10 protein-coding genes are annotated in these 19,112 nt (G+C 73.4%); 9 read left to right on the top strand and 1 reads right to left on the bottom strand.

The window, feature by feature from the left end; genetic code table 11:
* Window positions 1-8 precede the first annotated feature (8 nt).
* Genes JT362_RS07015 through JT362_RS07000 form a run of 4 tightly spaced genes read left to right on the top strand, consistent with a single transcriptional unit; the run spans window position 9 to window position 9,870 of the window.
* Window positions 9-3,215 (top strand): non-ribosomal peptide synthetase, encoded by a 3,207-nt coding sequence (locus JT362_RS07015; RefSeq protein ID WP_260190193.1) that lies wholly within the window; start codon window positions 9-11, stop codon window positions 3,213-3,215.
* Window positions 3,216-3,219: 4 nt separating this feature from the next.
* Window positions 3,220-4,518 carry an MFS transporter gene (locus JT362_RS07010; RefSeq protein WP_260190192.1) on the top strand — a complete coding sequence of 433 codons (1,299 nt, stop codon included), beginning with the start codon at window positions 3,220-3,222 and terminating at the stop codon, window positions 4,516-4,518.
* Entirely contained in the window at window positions 4,515-8,855 is a 4,341-nt protein-coding gene (locus JT362_RS07005) for a non-ribosomal peptide synthetase (RefSeq protein ID WP_260190191.1), read from the top strand. The genes JT362_RS07010 and JT362_RS07005 overlap by 4 nt, the downstream gene beginning before the upstream one ends.
* Complete coding sequence (locus JT362_RS07000) at window positions 8,836-9,870, top strand: SAM-dependent methyltransferase (RefSeq protein ID WP_260190190.1); 1,035 nt, start codon at window positions 8,836-8,838, stop codon at window positions 9,868-9,870. Before JT362_RS07005 ends, JT362_RS07000 begins: the two co-directional genes overlap by 20 nt.
* Here JT362_RS07000 and JT362_RS06995 read toward each other — a convergent pair.
* Window positions 9,855-13,448: a S8 family serine peptidase gene (locus tag JT362_RS06995; RefSeq protein WP_260190189.1), complete on the bottom strand. Its 3,594-nt coding sequence runs from the start codon at window positions 13,446-13,448 to the stop codon at window positions 9,855-9,857. The two genes, JT362_RS07000 and JT362_RS06995, sit on opposite strands and share 16 nt — an antisense overlap.
* Window positions 13,449-13,576: 128 nt before the next feature.
* Between JT362_RS06995 and JT362_RS06990 the strand changes: the two genes are divergently transcribed.
* From JT362_RS06990 to JT362_RS06970, 5 genes are all read left to right on the top strand, one after another.
* Window positions 13,577-14,767 carry an NAD(P)/FAD-dependent oxidoreductase gene (locus tag JT362_RS06990; protein WP_260190188.1) on the top strand — a complete coding sequence of 397 codons (1,191 nt, stop codon included), beginning with the start codon at window positions 13,577-13,579 and terminating at the stop codon, window positions 14,765-14,767.
* Between the two features lie 20 nt (window positions 14,768-14,787).
* Window positions 14,788-15,720, top strand: a complete 933-nt coding sequence (locus JT362_RS06985) for a sigma-70 family RNA polymerase sigma factor (protein ID WP_260190186.1) — start codon at window positions 14,788-14,790, stop codon at window positions 15,718-15,720.
* A 34-nt stretch (window positions 15,721-15,754) separates the two neighbouring features.
* Window positions 15,755-16,729: a helix-turn-helix transcriptional regulator gene (locus tag JT362_RS06980; RefSeq protein WP_260190185.1), complete on the top strand. Its 975-nt coding sequence runs from the start codon at window positions 15,755-15,757 to the stop codon at window positions 16,727-16,729.
* A gap of 257 nt (window positions 16,730-16,986) precedes the next feature.
* Entirely contained in the window at window positions 16,987-18,252 is a 1,266-nt protein-coding gene (locus tag JT362_RS06975) for a hypothetical protein (RefSeq protein ID WP_260190184.1), read from the top strand.
* 92 nt (window positions 18,253-18,344) lie between these two features.
* On the top strand, window positions 18,345-18,974 hold the full coding sequence (locus tag JT362_RS06970; protein ID WP_260190183.1) for a hypothetical protein: 630 nt from the start codon (window positions 18,345-18,347) through the stop codon (window positions 18,972-18,974).
* The last annotated feature ends 138 nt before the right edge of the window (window positions 18,975-19,112 follow it).

Genomic DNA, 19,112 nt, shown 5'->3' with positions numbered 1-19,112 from the left:
TCGACGACGTGCCACTCGCCCGGAAGCGGCAGCTGTTGGCCGAGGCGCTGCGCCGCCGACCGGCCGCGCCCCGGGCCTACCCGCTGTCGTTCGGGCAGCAGCGGCTGTGGTTCCTGGACAAGTTCGCGCCCGGTGAACCGGTCTACAGCATCCCGATGGCGTTCCGGCTCACCGGCGCGCTGGACATCGGCGCGCTGCGGTCCAGTGTGGACACGATCGTGGGCAGGCACGCGTCGCTGCGGACCACGTTCCCCGACCAGGGCGGCGAGCCGGTACAGGTCGTGACGCCGGCCGCGCGGGCCGCGTTCGAGGTCGTCGAGCTGTCCGGGCCGGCGGACGAGGCGGCCGACCGGTTCCTGCTGGAGCAGGCGCGGCGCGGGTTCGACCTCGCGCGCGGCCCGCTGTTCCGCACCACACTCGGCGTGCTCGGGCCGGACGACCATGTGCTGGTGTTCAACATCCACCACATCGTGTCCGACGCGTGGTCGCTGTCGGTGCTGCTGAACGAGCTGACCGCGCTGTACCGGGCGGGCGGGACCGGAGCGGAGCTGCCGGAGCTGCCGGTCCAGTACCCGGACTACACGACCTGGCAGCGGGAACGGCAGCACGGCCCCGAGGTCGCGCGTCAGCTGGACTACTGGACCGACCACCTGGACGGCGCGCCCGAGCTGCTCACGCTGCCCACCGACCGGCCGCGCCCGCCCGTGCAGGGCTACCGGGGCGCGCTGCACATGGTGCCGCTGAGCGCCGGCCTGGCCGCGGACCTGGAGGCGATGGCCCGGGAGTGCGGCGGCACCCTGTTCATGGCGCTGCTGGCCGCGTTCGGCGCGCAGCTCGGGCGGCTCGCCGGGCAGGACGACGTGGTGGTCAGCACTCCGGTCGCCGGCCGCTCGGACCCGAGCCTGGAGCCGCTGATCGGGTTCTTCGTCAACACGCTGCCGCTGCGGCTGCGCACCGGCGGCGACCCGACGTTCGCCGAGCTGGTCGCCCGCGCCAAGGAGGTGACGGTCGGCGGCCTGTCGAACGCGGAGGTGCCGTTCGAGCGGCTGGTGGAGACGCTGCGGCCGGAACGCAGCCTCGGCCACCCGCCGGTGTCGCAGGTGCAGCTGATCCTGCACAACGTGCCCCGGCTGGAGATCGAGCTGCCGGGTGTCGACTGCACCGGTCTGCTGCCCGATCCCGGTGTGTCCAAACTGGACCTGTCGCTGATCCTGGAGCAGCACGACGGCGGCCTGCTGATGTCGCTGGAGTACAACACCGACCTGTTCGACGTCGAGACCGTGGACCGGTTCGCGACGAGCCTGCTCGACCTGCTGCGCGCCGCGGTCGCCGACCCGCACCGGCCGCTGTCCGAGCTGACCGCGGTGTCCGGGGTGGAGCGCTGGCAGGTCGTGGTCGGGTTCAACGACACCGCGACCGAGCCGTCCACGGCCACCACCGCGCTGGACCTGATCCCGTTCACCGGCACCGGGACCGCGGTGTCCGGGGTGGACGGAACACTGACGTACGCGGAGCTGGACGAGCGGGCGAACCGGCTGGCGCACCTGCTGCGCGCGCACGGGGTCGGCCCGGACGTGCCGGTCGGCCTGCACCTGGCCCGCACCACCGCGATGGTCGTGGCGATGCTCGCGGTGTGGCGGGCGGGCGGGGCGTACCTGCCGCTCGACCCCGCGTGGCCGGCCGAGCGGCTGGCGCTGATGGTCGCCGACTCCGGCACGTCGCTCGTGGTCGGCGACGGCACGTTCACCACCGTTCCGGTGCTGCGCCCGGACGACCCCCGACTGGCCGAGCAGCCGGTGACCCCACCGGAGGTCGCCGTGCACGGGGAGAACCTCGCGTATCTGATCTACACGTCCGGCTCGACCGGGCGGCCCAAGGGTGTGGGGGTGCCGCACCGGGCCGTGGTGAACCTGCTGACCTCGTTCGCGGACCTGCTGGCGATCGAGCCGGCGGACCGGTTGGCCGCGGTCACCACGCTGTCGTTCGACATCTCGGTGCTGGAGCTGCTGGTGCCGCTGGTCGCCGGCGCGCGGGTGGTGGTCGTGACCAGCGAGGAGGCCGCGGACGGGCCGGCGCTGCGCCGGCGGCTGGTCGAGTCGGGGGCCACGGTCATGCAGGCCACGCCGGCGACCTGGCGGCTGCTCGGCACCGCGGGCGGTGTGCCGGACGGGGTGGCGGTGCGGATCTGCGGCGGTGAGGCGTTCCCGCCGGACCTGGCCGACGAGCTGCGCGCGGACGGCGCCGTGGTGTGGAACGCGTACGGGCCGACGGAGACGACGGTGTGGTCGGCGGCCGGGCCGGTCGGTGCGGGTGGGGTGCACATCGGGCCGCCGATCGGGAACACCCAGCTGTACGTGCTCGACGGGCGCGGGGACCCGGTGCCGGTCGGCGTGGTCGGTGAGCTGCACGTCGGCGGGCTCGGCGTCACCCGCGGCTACCACGGCCGGCCCGGGCTGACCGCGGACCGGTTCCGGCCGGACCCGTTCGCCGGCGTGCCCGGTGCGCGGCTCTACGCGACCGGCGACCTGGCCCGGTACCGCGCGGACGGGCTGCTGGAGTTCCTCGGGCGCGCCGACCAGCAGGTCAAGGTACGCGGGTTCCGGATCGAGCTGGGCGAGATCGAGGCCGCGCTGCTGGCCGACCCCCGGGTCCGGGAGGTCGTGGTCGGCACGCACGGCACCGGCCAGGACGTCCGGCTGGTCGCCCACCTCGTACCGTCCACACCGGACACTCCGGACGCCGGGGAGCTGCGAGCCTGGCTGCGGCACCGGCTGCCGGAGTACATGGTGCCGACCGCGTTCACCTGGCTCGACGCGATGCCGCTGACCGCGAACGGGAAGGTCGACCGGCGTTCGCTGCCGGCGCCGGACTTCACCTCGGAGGTGGAGTGGGTCGCGCCGCGCGATCCGGTGGAGGAGGTACTGGCCGGGATCTGGCGGGAGGTGCTCGGGCTGCCCAGGATCGGGGTGCGGGACGACTTCTTCCGGATCGGCGGGCACTCGCTGCTCGCGGCGAAGGTGCTGGCCAGGACGCGGGAGGCGTTCGCGATCGACGTGCCGATCCACCGGATGTTCGCGGCGCCGACGGTCGAGGGCGTCGCCGCCACGCTGGCCGAGCTGCAGGCCGAACCCGGCCAGGTGGCCACGATCGCGAAGCTGCGGATGGACGTCGCCGGCCTGTCCGACGACGAGGTCCGGGCGTTGTTGGGTGAGTGAGCGGATGCGCAAGTTCGCGATCGTGTGGGCCGGGCAGCTGGTGTCGGTCATCGGCTCCGCGCTGTCCGCGTTCGTCATCGGCGTGTGGGTGTACCTGGAGACCGGGTCGGTCACCCAGTTCGTGCTGATCCAGTTCTGCGCGGTGCTGCCGGGGATCCTGGCCGCGCCGGTCGCCGGCACGATCACCGACCGGTGGAACCGCAGGCGGATCATGGTGACCGCCGACCTGGGTGCCGGCGCGGCGACCGCGGTGCTGTTCACACTGGTCGTCACCGGGTCGCTTTCGGTGTGGCCGATCTACCTGACGACGGCGTTCTCGGCGGCCTGCAACGCGTTCCACCTGGTGGCGTTCACCGCGCTGGTGCCGGCGCTGGTGCCGAAGAAGCACCTGGGCCGGGTGAACGGGCTGATGCAGATCACCCAGGGGGTGCAGATCGCGGCGCCGCTGGTGGCGGGGGCGCTGCTCGGGCTGGTCGGGCTGCGCGGGGTGCTGCTGATCGACCTGGTCGGCATGGTTTTCGCGGTGTGCTCGCTGCTCGCCGCGCGGCTGCCGGCGGAGGTGATCCGCCCGGTGCCGGCCGACGGGGACGAGCCGGCCGGGTTCACCGCGGGGTTGCGGTACCTGCGGGGGCGGCGTGGGTTGTTCAACCTGGTCGTGGTGTTCGCGGTGTGGAACTTCCTGTTCGCGATCGCGGGTGGGTTGGTGCAGCCGCTGATCCTGTCGTTCTCCGGGCCGGCGACGCTCGGGGTGCTGATGGCCGCCGGGGGCAGCGGGCTGTTCGTCGGGAGCCTGGTGATGGCCGCGTGGGGTGGGCCGAAGCGCCGGATCGACGGGGTGTACCTGGGGTTGGTGCTGGGCGGGGTGTTCCTGGTGCTGCACAGCCTGCGGCCGTCGGCGTGGCTGATCGCGGTGGTGGCGCCGGCGTTCCTGTTCACGCTGCCGCTGATGAACACGGCGTGCATCACGCTGATCCAGACGAAGGTCGACCCGGCCGTGCTGGGGCGGGTGCTCGGCGCGGTGCGGATGGTCAGCCAGGCGGCGATGCCGTTGGCGTACCTGGCGATCGGGCCGCTGTCCGACGGGGTGTTCGAGCCGCTGATGGCCGAGGACGGCGCGCTGGCCGGGAGCGTCGGAGCGCTGATCGGAACCGGTGACGGCCGGGGCATCGCGTTGATCTTCCTGGTGGTCGGGGTGCTGATGCTGGCGCTCGCCGGCCACGCGTACTCCCGCCCCCGCCTCCGCAACCTGGACGAGGAACTACCCGACGCGGTGGCTCCCGTGAACTCGAAGGAGACGGTGTGAGCGATCGGGAGAAGCTGTTGGCTCGGTTGCTCGCCGAGCGGGGCATCGCGCTGGCGGGTGAGCCGCGGGTGGAGCGGCGGCCGGTCGGGGCGCGGGTGCCGCTGTCGGGGGCGCAGCGCGGGTTGTGGGTGACCGACCGGCTCGGGCTCGACCAGGGGGCGTACGCGCTGCCGATGGCGTGGCGGCTGACCGGGGAACTGGACCTGGACGCGCTGCGCCGGGCGTTCCGGGTGGTGCTCGGCCGGCACGAGGCGCTGCGTACGTACGTCGTCGAGGTCGACGGGGTGCCGGAGCAGCGGGTCGCCGGGGTGGACGATGCCGAGTCCTTCACGGTCGTGGCTGATGGACCGGTGGAGCGGGTGCTCGGCGAGGCGGTGGATCGGCCGTTCGACCTGGGGCGGGCGCCGCTGGTGCGGCTGCTGGTGGTGCGGGAGTCGGCGACCGAGCACGTGTTGCTGCTGACCGCGCACCACATCGTTTGTGACGACGAGTCGATCGCGGTGCTGCACCGGGACCTGGTGGCGGCGTACGCGGGCGAGCCGCTGGGCGAGGTCGCGGTGCACTTCCCGGACTACGTGCGCTGGCGGGAAGCCCGGCTCGACGAGGGCGAGCGGGAACGGCAGCTGGCGCACTGGCGCGAGCACCTCGCCGGGGCGCCACCGGTGCTGCCGTTGCCGACCGACCGGCCGAGGACCGGCGCGCGTGGAGTGACGGGGGCGACGCACACGTTCACGATCCCGGCCGAGCTGGCCTCGGGGGTCACCGAGCTGTGCCGCGAGCACGGCGCCACCACGTTCGCCGGGCTGCTGGGTGCGTTCGGGGTGCTGCTCGGGCGCTACGCGGGCACCGACGACCTGGTGATCGGCACGCCGACCACCCGGCGGCCGTCCCAACTGGACGGAACCGTGGGGATGTACGTGACGCCGACGGCGCTGCGGCTCGACGTCTCCGGTGACCCGACCGTGCCGGAGCTGCTGGCCAGGGCGAAGGCCGAGTCGGTGGCCGCGCTGTCGCACGCGGACGTGTCGTTCGACCAGGTGGCGGCGGCTGTCGCGCCCCGGCGGGATCTGTCGCACCATCCGGTGTTCCAGGTGATGCTGGTGCTCAACCGGTCCGGGGAGCCGGCGCGCTGGCCGGGGCTGGTCGCGTCGAACGTGCGGATACCGAGGTCGACCAGCCGGTTCGAGCTGACGCTGCACGTGCGGGAGCGGCCGGGCGCGTGGCCGGTGACGGTCGACTACAGCGCGGACCTGTTCGACGCGGACACGGTCGCGCGGCTCGGGGAGCACCTGCTGGCGCTGCTGGCGGCGATGGTCGCGCGGCCGGCGGCGGCCGTGTCGACGCTGGACCTGTCCACTTCGGAGGATCGGGAGGCGTCGGCGCGGTTGAACTCGGCGCGGGGCGAGTTCCCGCCGGACGTGCTGGCGCGGGTGGAGGAGCGGGCGCGGAACGCGCCGGACGCGGTGGCGGTGCTCGGGCTCGACGGCGAGCGGGTCACCTACCGGGAGCTGGACGAGCGGGCGAACGGGCTGGCGCACGTGCTGCGCGGGCACGGGGTCGGGCCGGAGACGCCGGTCGGGCTGCTGCTGACCGCCGGCCCGGACGCGCTGGTCGGCCTGCTCGGCGTACTGAAGGCCGGCGGCTACTACGTGCCGCTCGACCCCGGCTGGCCGACGCTGCGCCTGCGGTCCATCGTGGACGACTGCGGTGCGCGCGTGCTGCTGGCGGCGAGCGACTTCGGTGGCGTGACGCTGACCCCGGACCAGTTCGGTTCGCCGGCCGCGGCGCCGCCCGAGGTGCCCAGGCCGCCGACTCGGCTCGCGTACGCCGTCTACACCTCGGGCTCCACCGGGACACCCAAGGGTGTCGGCGTGCAGCACGACACGCTGGCGAACCTGACCGGCGCGTTCGTCGAGCGGCACGGGTTCGGGCCGGGGCAGACGCTGCTGATGGTGCCACCGCTGTCGTTCGACGCCTCGGTCGGCGACGTGTTCCCCGCGCTGGTCGCCGGCATGACGCTGGTGCCGCACCCGGACCCGGCTTCCCTGACCGGCCCAGAACTCCTCCGCCTGTGCACCGAGCACGGCATCACCGCCGTCGACACCGCCGCCGCCCTCTGGCGCCGCTGGGTCGACGAACTGGCCGGGTTGGCGACCCCTGAACCGTTGCGTGTGGTGATGGTGGGCGGGGAGGCGGTGCCGACCTCGGCGGTCCGGGAGTGGGCCGCGCTGACCGGCGGCCGGGTCGCGCTGCACAACCACTACGGCCCCACCGAGGCCACCGTGTGCGCGACCGCGTACGAGACCGCCGACGGGTCGGAGGTGGACGGCGGCACGCTGCCGATCGGGACGCCGCTGCCGAACGTGCGCACCTACCTGCTGGACGCCGCGCTGCGGCCGGTGCCGGTCGGCGTTCCCGGTGAGCTGTACGTCGGCGGCGTCGCCCCGGCCCGGGGGTACCTGGGCCGGCCGGGCGCGACCGCGGCGGCGTTCCTGCCGGATCCGTTCGGGGGTGGGCGGATGTACCGGACGGGTGACCTGGCGCGGCTGCGGCGGGACGGCACGCTGGAGTTCCTCGGTCGGGCCGACGAGCAGGTGAAGCTGCGCGGCAACCGGATCGAGCTGGGCGAGGTGCGTGCCGCGCTGGCCGCGCACCCGCTGGCCGCCGAGGTCGCCGCGGCCGTGCGGGACGACGTGCTGGTCGGCTACCTGGTGCCGCGCGCGGGCGCGACGCTGCCCGGTCCGGCGGAGCTGCGGGCGTTCTGCGCGGAACGCCTGCCCGACTACATGATGCCGGCCGCGTTCGTCGTCCTGGACGCGCTGCCGTTGACCCGCAACGGGAAGGTCGACACGGCCGCGCTGCCGGAGCCGGCGGTGTCGGCCGCGCCGTACGAGGCGCCGCGTACCCCGGTGGAACGCACGATCGCCGAGATCTGGGCCGACGTGCTCGGCAACCCGGAGGTGGGCCGGCGCAGCGGGTTCTTCGCGCTCGGCGGGCACTCGCTGATCGCGGCGACCGTGCTGGCGCGGATGCGAGCGGTGCTCGGCGTGACGCTGCCGCTGCGCGCGCTGTTCGCCACCGCCGACCTCGCCGAGCTGGCCGACCTCGTCGAACGCACCCGGCGCGGGGACGCCACCGACGAGTGGAACGCCGGCATCCCGCCGGTCGAGCAGCTGCGCCGGGACGCGGAGCCGCCGGACGACATCGTGGTTACCGAACCGGTGGTGGACGGGCCGGTGCGGCGGGTGCTGCTGACCGGCGGCACCGGGTTCCTCGGCGCGCACCTGCTGGCCGAACTGCTCGCCCGCACCGAGGCGGACGTGTACTGCCTGGTGCGCGCGGAGTCCGGGCCGGTCGGCCTGGCGCGGCTGCTGGCGAACCTGCGGCGCGCGAAGCTGACCGTGCCGGACGCCGACCTGGCGCGGATCGTGGCCGTGCCGGGCGACATGGCCGAACCCCGGCTCGGGCTGTCCGAAGAGGACTACACGTTCCTGTGCGAGCACACCGACGCCGTCTACCACAACGGCGCGGTGATGAACTTCGTGCTGCCGTACCAGTGGCTGATGCCGCCGCACGTGGCCAGCACGGTCGAGATCCTGCGGCTGGCGGTCCGCGGCCGCACCAAGCCGCTGCACCTGACCTCGACGCTCGGCGTGTTCCTCGGCCACGCCTACGACGGGCGGGTGGTCACCGAGGCCGACCGGGCGCTCGACCCGGCCGGGCTGGACACCGGCTACAACATCACCAAGTGGGTGGCCGACACGATGGCGGTCAACGCCCGCGACCGGGGCCTGCCGATCTCGATCTACCGGATCGCCGCGATCGTCGGCGACGTGGCCACCGGCACCGCGAAGACCGACACCTACCTGAGCCGGCAGCTGGTGACCTGCGCGCAGCACGGCACGGTGCCGGACAGCGACGGCGTGATCGACATGGTCCCGGTCGACCGGGTGGCCGCCGCGATCGCCGGCATCTCCCTGACCGAGGTGGGCCGAGACTTCCACTTCTACCGCGCCGACGGCCTGACCTACGCGCGGCTCGGCGGGGTGCTGGCCGAGGCCGGCTACCCGGCCCGGGTGGAGCCGTACGAGGACTGGCGGGCGGCGATGCTGGACTCGCCGGCCAGCGCGTTCGGGCCGCTGGCGTTCGGGCTGCCGGCGGGCGGCCGGCCGCACCCGGTGTTCGACTGCTCGGCGACCTGGGCCGCCGCCCGCGCGTGCGGCGTCGAGTTCCCGCCGGCGGACGGGCGGATGATGCTCCGCCACGTCAGGTTCCTGATCGACAGCGGCGTCATGCCGGTACAGCAGGGGGTGCACGATGCCGATCGGGTTGGGTGACGAGGAGGCGGCGGCCTACGCGAGCGGCGAGGCTCCCGGGTCCTTCGTGGACATGCTCGGTACCGCCGCGTACCGGTGCGCGGCCGCGGCCCAGCGGCTCGGGGTCTTCGGCGCGCTCGCCGACGGCCCGCTGACCGCGCCGGCGCTGGCCGCGGCGATCGGTGCCGACCAGCGCGGGGTCGGGCTGCTGGCCGACGCGCTGGTCGAGTTCGGGTACCTGGACCACACCGGCGACGGCTACGCCAGCACGCCGGTGGCCGCGAAGTGGCTGGCGGGCTCGGCCGGGTACGCGGTGGTGGAGCTGTTCTGGCAGCGGGTGCTGTTCGAGCTGTGGGACGGCCTGGAGGAGTCGGTGCGCACCGGCAAGCCGGCGGTGGACTTCTACGCCTGGCTCGCCGAACGCCCGGAGACCTCCCGGCACTTCCAGACCATGCTGGACGCTCACGCCACGCACCTGGCGGCGGAGGTCGGCGACCTGCTCCCGGTGTCCGACGGCTCGGTGCTCGACCTCGGCGGCGGGCACGGTCGGTACTCGATCGCGCTGTGCCAGCGTCATCCCGGGCTCACCGCGACCGTCGTGGACTTCCCCGGCGCGCTCGGCACGGCGGCCGTCGAGGCGGCCGGGCTGACCGACCGCGTCACCATGCGCGCCGGGGACTACACCCGCGAACCGCTCGGTACCGGCCACGACCTGGTGCTGCTGTTCAACGTGCTGCACGGGCACACCGAGGCCAACAACCGCGCGCTGCTCGCCCGGGTCGCCGAGGCGCTCCGCCCGGGCGGCACGGTCGCGATCCTGGAGAACAGCACCGACGTGCCGCCCGAGGAGGGCCGCGCGGGCGTGGCGTTCCTGCACACGTTCAGCCTCAACCTGTTCCACGGCCAGGGCGGCCAGGTCTACCCGGCGGCCCGGATCGGCGGGTGGCTGACGGACGCGGGCTTCCGCGCGCCGACGACCACCCGCCTCCGCGAGTCCCCCGGCCAGCACCTGATCCTGGCTCAGCGCAGCGCGTAGGCCCGGACCACGGTCTCGGTGACCGCGTTGCCGTGCCGGTCGGTGGCGGTCGCGCGCAGCGACGCGTAGCCTCCCGGCTCGCCGCCGGCCGGGACGACCACCCGGTCGCCGTGCACGGTGGCGCGGCGCCAGGTGCGGCCCTCGTCGTAGGAGACCTCGACGATCACGTCCCGGATCCGCGACGCCCGGGAGCCGGGCTGGTGGGCGACGGTCACCTCGCCCCGTACCGGCTCGCCGGCCGGCGCGCGGTTGTGGTCGTCGAGCGGGAGGTCGAACCGGACGTCCAGGAACGGCAGCGCGACCCGCTCGTCGGTGCCGGCCCCGGCACGGAACGACCACACCGCCCTGGTCCGGGTGGACAGCGCCGGCTCCAGCAGCAGCGACGCCGGCCGCTCCGCCGCCGCGACGACCTGGAACCATCCCGGCCCGGGCGGCAGGTCGAACGTGCCCAACCCGGCCTCGTCGTCGCGGGCGGCGATCACCCGGGTGCCCTCGCGCACCACCGTGCTCCCCCGCTGCGTGCGGTCGAAGCCGCTGACGTTGCCGGGGTCGCTGTCGGCGAACATCGGCACCGACAGGGTCAGCCGGTCGCCCTCCCGGTAGGCCCACGGGATCGGCTCGCCGTCCTGGGCGCTGGTGTACGGCCTCGTCAGCTCCGGCCCGAACGGCGCCGCGAACACCCGCGAGGTGCGCCGCTCGCCGCGCCGCAGCGTCACCGGGATGGTGGTCTCGACGGCGGCCTCGACGTCGCCGAACGCGCCGACCGCGAACATCGACAGGCTCGTCCCGGGTGTCACGTAGTCGGTTCGGTGCGCCGGGAAGTCGAGTTCCACGTCCGCACCCGCCTGGAACCCGTCCCGGCCGAACGTCGCCGGGGTGTACCGGTACACGTCGGCGGGAAGGGTGTCGACCAGGGTGCGGTCGATCCGCCCGAGTCCCTCGCGGTGGAAGCGGAACGCGTGCCCGGCCGGGATCCGGCCGTACACCGCGTCGGCGAGGAAGTACGCCGACGGGCTCGTCCGGCGGCCGGTGACGGTGGTCTGGACCGGTCCGGCGTCCAGCAGCGTGTCCAGGTCCCGCATGTCGGCCATCCCGAACAGCAGCACCACCGGCAGCGCGAGCCGAGGGTACTCGTCCAGGCCGATCAACGGGTTGTAGAACGACAGCACGAGCTTCGCCCCTCGCTCGGCGAGCAGGTCGATCCCGTCCCGCAGCTGCTCGCCGGGCGGGTAGGCCGGGTTCGCCCAGTCCGGCGGGGAGATCAGCGCGATCTTGCCGCGCACGTCGCCCGCGGCGTCGATCGCCGCCCGGTCGGCCTTGCCGACGGGCACGACCTCGGCGGTGAGAACGCCCTCGAGGCGCGGGTAGCTGGCGACGTAGGTGTCCTCGAACTCGAACCCGCCCGGCCCCTCGACGGTGACCGTGGCCATCGGCGGGGCCCAGTAGCTGAAGTGGTGCAGCGCGACGCCGTGCAGCCGCGGGCCGCCGATCGTGTAGAGCTTCGCGCGCCGGGACACGTAGTTGGTCCTGGTCATGCTCGCCAGCACGCCGTCCACCTCGGACGACACCGCGTGCCCGCCGCCGTGCTGGGGCCGCGCTTCCGGGTCGTCCAGGTCGACGGTGACCTCCTCGCCGTCGCCGGTGTCGACGACGACCTCGGTGTCGCGGTCGACCAGCCCGGTGGGGTGCACGTAGAGGGTGTCGGACATCGGCTCGTAGTCCAGCGTGCGGCCGACGATCCGGTAGCGCCCGGTCGGCACGGTGAACGTGGCGACGCCGCCGGTGGGGTGGTGGGACATGGTGAACCCGGTGTCCTCGTTCTGCAGGAGCAGCAGGGAGGTGACCGCGCCGCCGTCCCGGGGCAGCACCCGCACCGACAGCGTGTGCGCCTCGCCGGGCAGGTTCGCGGTGAGCGGCGTGCTGAGCGTGATCCCGTCGCCGGTCGCGGTCAGCACGCCGGAGACCTCGCCGACGGGTTCGGCCGGCACCCGCGCGGTGACCGTCACCTCGGTGCTCGACCCCGCCGGCACCGTCACCCTCGGACTGTCCACGGTGAACAAGTCGCTGTCCACGTCCAGCGCGAGGTCCAGCGTGACCGGGGTGTCGCCGTCGTTGACGTAGGTCACCGTGCGGGTCAGCTCGGCGGCCCCGCCCGCCCACGCCTCGCCGAACCCGAGCACGCCCCGCGCCCGCACCGGCTGCGTGACCGCCCGCGCGACGTCGAGCCGGCCGGCGCCCTGGGCGTAGGTGTCGATGCCGGCGAGCCGGTGCGCGCTGCCGACCAGGGCGTTCTTGAGCTGCTCGCCGGTCCACTCCGGGTGCTGGCCGGCCAGGATCGCCGCGGCGCCCGCCACGTGCGGGGCGGCCATCGAGGTGCCGGACATGCGGACGTAGTCCTCGTCGACGGAGGCGGCGGGGTTGGTGCCCTCGGCGCGGGCGGCGACGATGTCCGAGCCGGGCGCGGTGATCTCCGGCTTGAGGCCGTGGTCGCCGAGGCGCGGACCCCGGCTGGTGAACACGGACAGCTCGTCGTCCTTGGTGACACTGCCGACGGTGAGCGCGCGGTCCGCCGAACCGGGCGAGCCGATCGTGCCGCGGGCGCCGTAGTTGCCGGCCGCGACGACGAACAGCGTGCCGCTCGACTCCGACAGCGCGTTCAGCCGCTGCGACACCAGGTCGGTGCCGTCGGTCGGGCCGGACCCGAGGCTCATGTTGACCACGTCCGCGCCCTGCGCGACCGCCCACTCCATGCCGGCGATGACGTCCGCCTCGGTGCCGCCCGACTCCCCGAGGACCTTGCCGACCAGCAGTTCCGCCCCGGGCGCCACCCCGGTCCGGCGGTCGTCGCGGCCGGCGATCGTGCTCGCCACGTGGGTGCCGTGGCCGACGGTGTCCACGGTGGCCGGTCCCTCGCCGGTGAAGTCCTTCGCTCCGACGACGACTCCGCGCAGGTCCGGGTGGTTGGCGTCGTAGCCGGTGTCCAGGACGGCGACCGTCGTGCCGTCGCCCCGGTAGCCCGCCGCCCAGGCCTCGGGCGCCCCGACCCTCGGCACGCTCTCGGTCAGCGTCGGCCGCACGCGCCCGTTGAGCCAGACCTTGCCGCCGAAGCGGGCGGAGGTCAGCCGCCGCCACGCCGACCCGTCCTTGGGGGTGTCCACCTCGGCGAGCCCGCCGGCGAACGCCCGGCCGCGCAGCAGACCCCGCTCCACGATGAGCGGCACGACGTCGGTGGCGCGGTCGTCGAGGCCCTGCCGGAGCAGCTCGGTGACGTCGAACAGCCGCTCGTCCACCCGGCCGCTGTCGACCAGCGGCGCGGCGTCCGCCGGGAGCACGTGCTCGTGCCCGTTCGCCTCGTACCGCCAGACCGGCTGGTGCTCGCGACCCGGCGCCATCCGCACCCCGGCGACCCGCCCGTCGGTGACCCGCACCTGGTCGCCGGTGACCAGCGTGACGGTGGTGTGCGCCGAGGCAGCAGGCGGTGTCGGCGATCCCGCTGGCTCAGCGCCCGCCGGCGCGGTCAGCAGGGTGGACGCGAGGGCGGCGCCGGCGAGCAGGCCGGCGAGTCTGCGCAGGGTCATGCCAAGAACCCACGAGGACCGGGCGGTGGAGGTTGCACGGCCCGTGACCCAGACCACAACCGAACCTGTCAGGAATCCGCGTGCCACCCCGTTCAGGAAGGGCAAGCGAACAGACAGGAGCACCGAAGATGCGGCACCACCTCATCGTCCTCGGCGCCGGATATGCCGGAGTCGCCGCCGCCGGGCATCTCGCCCGCCACCTGCACCCCGACGACGTCGAGGTCACCGTGGTCAACCCCGAACCGGACTTCGTCGAGCGGATGCGCCTGCACCAGCTCGCCACCGGCGACGAGCCCCGCCGCCACGACCTCACGAAGGTCTTCGCCGGCACCGGCGTCCGGCTGCGGGTGGCCCGGGTCGACGCCGTCGACGCCGAGCACCGGACCGTCACCGTGTCCGACGACCAGGGCACCGACCGGCTCGAGTACGACACGCTCCTCTACGCCATCGGCAGCACCTCGGGCGGCGCCGCCGTTCCCGGTGTGGCCGAGCACGCCCACCACGTCGCCGAACGGCCGGCCGCGCTGCGCCTGCACCAACGGATGACCGATCTGGGCGAGAACGGGACCGTGCTGGTCGTCGGTGGCAACCTCACCGCCATCGAGCTCGCCACGGAGATCGCCGAGTCCTGGCCGCACCTGCGGGTCACCGTCGCCACCACCGGCGAGCTCGGCGGTTGGCTCAGCCGGAAGGCGCGCCGGCACCTGCTCCGCGCCTTCGACCGGTTCGGCATCGAGGTGCACGAGCACACCACCATCGGCCGGGTCACGCCGACCGGTGCGGTCGCCGCCGACGGCACCGTGTTCGCCGCCGACGCGACCGTGTGGGCGGCCGGGTTCGCCGCCCACCCGATCGCCGCGGCCAGCGGCCTCCAGGTCCAGGACGACGGCCGGATCACCGTCGACCGCATGATGCGTTCGGTCTCGCACCCGGGCGTCTACGCCGCCGGGGACTGCGCGTACGTCATCGGCGACAACGGCCGGCCGCTGCCGATGTCCTGCGCCTCGGCCGGGTTCACCAGGATGCAGGTCACGGCCACGATCATCGGCGACCTGACCGGCCGCGCGGTGCCGGAGAAGACGTTGGGCTACCTCGCCAACTGCGTCAGCCTCGGCCGCCGGGACGCGATCTTCCAGGCGGTCGACGGCGACGCGGCGTCGAAGTCGTGGTCGCTGCGGGGGCGGGTGGCCGCGCGGATCAAGGCGTCCGTGCTCGTCGGCGCCGGGTGGGCCGCGCGCAACCCGACCTACGGACTGCCCACCCGCAGGCACCGGCTGACCACCGTCGCGGACCGCGCCGCGGAGCCGGTCAGCGCATGAACACGGCCTAGAGTCCGCCTATGGACACCGTCACCGTGCAACGCTTCGAGGCCAACCGGAACAGGTTGGCCTCGTTGGCGTACCGCCTGCTCGGCTCGGCCGCCGACGCGGAGGACACGGTGCAGGACGCGTTCCTGCGCTGGCAGGCCGCCGACCGGGCACGCATCGAGGTGCCGGAGGCGTGGCTGACCAAGGTGGTGACCAACCTGTCGCTCGACCGGCTCCGGTCGGCGGTGACGCGGCGCGAGCGCGCGGCGGGCGACTGGCTTCCGGAACCGCTCCTCGACGGCGACCCGATGCTCGGTCCGGCGGACACGGTCGAGCAGCGCGAGTCGGTGAGTGTGGCGGTGCTGATGCTCATGGAACGCCTCTCACCGATCGAGCGGGCCGTCTACGTGCTGCGCGAGGCGTTCTCCTATCCGCACGCGGAGATCGCCGAGCTGCTCGACATCACCGAGGCCGCCAGCCAGCAGCACGCCCACCGGGCCAGGCGGCACGTCACGACCGCGCGCCGCACCGAGGCGGTCGACCGCGCGTCCGCCCGCCGGGTCGTCGAGGCGTTCATCGACGCCGCGTCCTCCGGGCGCACGGAACGGCTGGTCGCGCTACTGACCGACGACGCGGTCGCGATCACCGACGGCGCCGGCTCCGGCAGGTTGCAGCGGTTCACCGATCCCGAGCGGATCGCCTCGGTGCTCCGGGCCGGCTTCAAGCCGACGTCGGCGAAGCGGCGGATCGCCGGCGGCTCCCCCGCGCTGCACGCCGCCGTGGTCAACGGCTCCCCCGCGATGGTCGCCGTGATCGGCGAGCGGATCGTCGGCGTGGTGATCCTGGAGGTCCGCGGCGAGCGGATCGCGGCCGTGCGCGGCATGGCCACCGCGTCCCGGCTCGGCCGGCTCACCGCGGAATGGCGCCGGCACGAGCACGACGCGCCGCTCGTCGAGTCGTGGTGACCGGTCCGCACCGCGGAGGCCGCACAATCGACGGATGCGAGCCGAGCGCCTGGTGACCCTGCTGTTCCTGCTCCAGCACCGCCGCCGCGCCACGGCCGCCGAGCTGGCCGAGGCACTGGCCGTGTCGGAGCGGACGGTGTACCGCGACATCGCCTCGCTGGAGGCGGCCGGCGTTCCGCTGTGGACCGAGCAGGGCCGGTCCGGCGGCATCCGGCTGGTGGACGGATGGCGCACCCGGCTGGACGGCCTCACCGGCAAGGAGGCGGCCGCGATGCTCGCCACCGGTGTGCCGGAGGTGCTGGCCGAGCTGGGCCTCGGCTCCGCGCTGACCGGCGCGAGGGCGAAGGTCCTGGCCACCCTGCCGGCCGGGTTGCGGGACTACGCCGAGCAGGTCGGCGCCCGGTTCCACCTGGACGCGCCGGGCTGGTTCCACCGGCCGGAGGAGGCGCGCCACCTGACCGCGGTCGCGTCGGCCGTGGCGGACGCCCGGCGGGTGCGGGTGCGCTACCGCCGCGCCGACAGCGAGGTGGAACGCCTGCTGGAGCCACTGGGCGTCGTGGGGAAGGCCGGGGTCTGGTACCTGGTCGCCCGGCCGGTGCCCGGTGAGGTTCCCCGCACGTACCGGGTGGCCCGGCTCGTTGCGGTGGAGCCGTCCGAGACGTTCACCCGCCCGGACTTCGACCTGGCGACCTGGTGGGCGGAGACGTCGGCGAGGTTCGAGCGGTCGCTGCTGCGCGACCGGGTGCGGCTGCGGCTGAGCCCGTGGGCGCAGCGGGTGCTGCGGGAGGTCACCGACCCGGAGGCGGCCGCCGAGGCACTGGCCGCCGCGGGCGAGCCGGACGACGAGGGCTGGCGCGAGGTCTCGCTGGCGGTGGAGGCGGAGGACGTGGCGTTGACGCAGCTCTGCGGCCTGGGCGCGGGGGTGGAGGTGCTGTCGCCGCCGTCGCTGCGCGCCGCCCTGGCCGACGTCGGACGGGCGATGGCGGCCCGCAACGAGCCCCTGTCCTGATTCCGCGGGGTGTTTTCGATTCGGCTGCGCGACTCCGCTCCGGCGTGGCACACTCCCGTTCGGGGAGGGGCGGATCAGGGGGTTGGACTCGCGTACGGCGCTCGGCGCCGTCGCTGTCGCGACCGCGCCGCTCACGGCTGGCTGCGGGATAGCGGCGTTCGGATCATCAGCGAACAGGCCGTCGATGCCACGGGCTCGACAAATCTCTGATCGCACGGACACATCACTTTTCCGCCTGCCATTTTTCAAGGGGAGACATGGGTTACACCGCTTTCCAGGACGCCATCGCCGACTTCGGTTTCTACCTGAGCGCGGAGGCCGGCCAGACCCTGCCCAACATCGAGAAACTCGCCCGCGAGGAGGGGATGAGCGACCACGGGTTCCTCGGGCTGCTCGAACCACTCGGCGACATCGTCAACGGCGAGGCCTCGGTCATGGTCGGCTCGGCGTTCAGCGAGATGCAGCGCAAGCTCTGCGACCTCGGCGACTCCGTCCTCGCCGCCGCCAAGAGCTACGGCTACGTCGACGAGGCCAACATGACGATGCTCGAACGCAACGGGCTCGACGGCGGCACCGACGAGGACATCGACTTCGGCACCGGTTACGGCGGCCCGCACGGCGGCTACGACAACCACGGCGCGGACGGCGGGTCCGACTTCAAGACCACCGAGACCGACATCTCGGACATCGACCGCCCGGACACCAACTACTCCGAGGACATCGACACCGGCGGGGTACTCACCGTTCTCGACTGGATCTGGTCGGAGTTCGACGTCGACGGCGGCAAGGGCTTCACCGACTCGATGATCTCCCCGCTCGCCGGCAACTACAACAGCATCGCCGCCAACGGCGAGGCCTGGCGCAGTGTCGGCACCAACTTCGGCCTGCTGGCCGCGAGCCTGGGCAACAACGCCAGCACTCTCGCGACCGAGTACTGGGAGGGCGAGGCCGCCACCACGTTCGAGCAGTTCTTCGACCTGTTCTGGAAGAAGGGCGCCGTCTGGGCCGGTGAGGCTCTCGGCGAGTTCGTCGCCAAGGGCTTCGACAAGATCGCCGACGTCTCCAAGCGGATCGCCCAGCTCGCCGTCGACTGCATCAACCGGCTGATCACCGTCGCCCGCAAGATCGCCACCAAGGCCCTTCCGGTCGTCGGCTGGGCGTGGACGGCCATCCAGTCCGCCGCCAAGTGGGTCGGCAAGATCTTCGGCGTCGACATCGACGACCTCTACGACGACATCATGTCGATCATCAACACGGCACAGGCGGTGTTCGACCTGTTCACGTCCATGGACCAGGTGGTGCAGAGCATGGAGGGCTACTTCAACACCCTCTCCGAACTGCTCGCCACCGTGCAGACGATCCCGGAGATCGGCAACCTGACCGACGCGGTGGAGACCGCGGAGACCATCAACGAGCAGACGACGGCCATGAACGAACAGGAGACCCAGGTCACCGAAGGCATCAACTCGGCGGACGACGCGCTGACCGAGTTGGAGGACATCGCGGCGAACGCCGAGAAGTGACCAGGGTGGACGGTGGTGTGTCCGGTTCGGCTGCGCGGCTCCTGACCGGCGTGGCAGACTCCCGTGTGGGAGGGAAGGCGAAGGGGGTTGACATGAGGCGAACGGCGCTCGGCGTCGTCGCCGTCGCGTTGCTCATGGCCGGGTGCGGCAGCGAGGGCGGGACGAACGACGATCCCGGCGGGGATCAGGCCACCAGCGAGCAGGCGGGCGGGGCCACGGGGTCTATCTCGGACCTGGCCGACGACCTGTGCTCGTTCATCGACACCGCCACGATCGAGGAGCAGTACGGCGAGTCGGTCGAGGACGCGCAGGGCGGGCTCGAGCAGGAGGAGCGCGAGTCCGTCAGCTGCACGTACGTCACCGAGTCGGTGATGGCCTCGGACGTCGAGAACATCGACAAGGCGCTCGACGTCAGCACCACCGTGCGCACCGCGAGCAGCGGGTCGACCGATCCCAAGGACGCGCTGGACAAGTACTTCGTGGACGCGGACGCCAAGACCGTCGCCTACACCCCGATCGAGGGCCTCGGCGACGCCGCCGGCTACGCCGACACGTCGCTCGAGGTCCGGATGATCACCGAGAACCACCTCGTGGCGATCCTCGAGCTCGACGACGGCCAACTGGTGGAGGTCATCACGACCTCGTCCCCGCAGGGCACGCAGGAACAGCTCCGGGCACTCGCCGACGAGCTGGTCCCCGCTGTGGAGTCCAGACTTCGCTGACGCGCGCGCCGGGTGACCACCGGGCTTGCGAATGCAAAAAGTGCCGGTCGACCCGGCCGCACCAGGAACCGACCCGGCGGACGGACGGTCTGGACTCTCAGTAGGACACTTCCTTCATCGAGACATCGCCCAAGGGGG

Origin of the sequence: Actinophytocola gossypii (genome assembly GCF_025165815.1) — a bacterium.
GTDB classification, from domain to species: domain Bacteria; phylum Actinomycetota; class Actinomycetes; order Mycobacteriales; family Pseudonocardiaceae; genus Actinophytocola; species Actinophytocola gossypii.
The sequence above is the reverse complement of the archived record's forward strand: the minus strand, read 5'-3'. Positions and strand labels throughout refer to the sequence as shown.

Excerpts from the sequence above, each read along its gene's own strand:
- JT362_RS06990 (WP_260190188.1), top strand. The coding sequence starts at position 13,577 with ATGCGGCACCACCTCATCGTCCTCGGCGCCGGATATGCCGGAGTCGCC.
- JT362_RS07000 (WP_260190190.1), top strand. The coding sequence starts at position 8,836 with ATGCCGATCGGGTTGGGTGACGAGGAGGCGGCGGCCTACGCGAGCGGC.
- JT362_RS06980 (WP_260190185.1), top strand. The coding sequence starts at position 15,755 with ATGCGAGCCGAGCGCCTGGTGACCCTGCTGTTCCTGCTCCAGCACCGC.
- JT362_RS06985 (WP_260190186.1), top strand. The coding sequence starts at position 14,788 with ATGGACACCGTCACCGTGCAACGCTTCGAGGCCAACCGGAACAGGTTG.
- JT362_RS06970 (WP_260190183.1), top strand. The coding sequence starts at position 18,345 with ATGAGGCGAACGGCGCTCGGCGTCGTCGCCGTCGCGTTGCTCATGGCC.
- JT362_RS07010 (WP_260190192.1), top strand. The coding sequence starts at position 3,220 with ATGCGCAAGTTCGCGATCGTGTGGGCCGGGCAGCTGGTGTCGGTCATC.
- JT362_RS06995 (WP_260190189.1), bottom strand. The coding sequence starts at position 13,448 with ATGACCCTGCGCAGACTCGCCGGCCTGCTCGCCGGCGCCGCCCTCGCG.
- JT362_RS06975 (WP_260190184.1), top strand. The coding sequence starts at position 16,987 with ATGGGTTACACCGCTTTCCAGGACGCCATCGCCGACTTCGGTTTCTAC.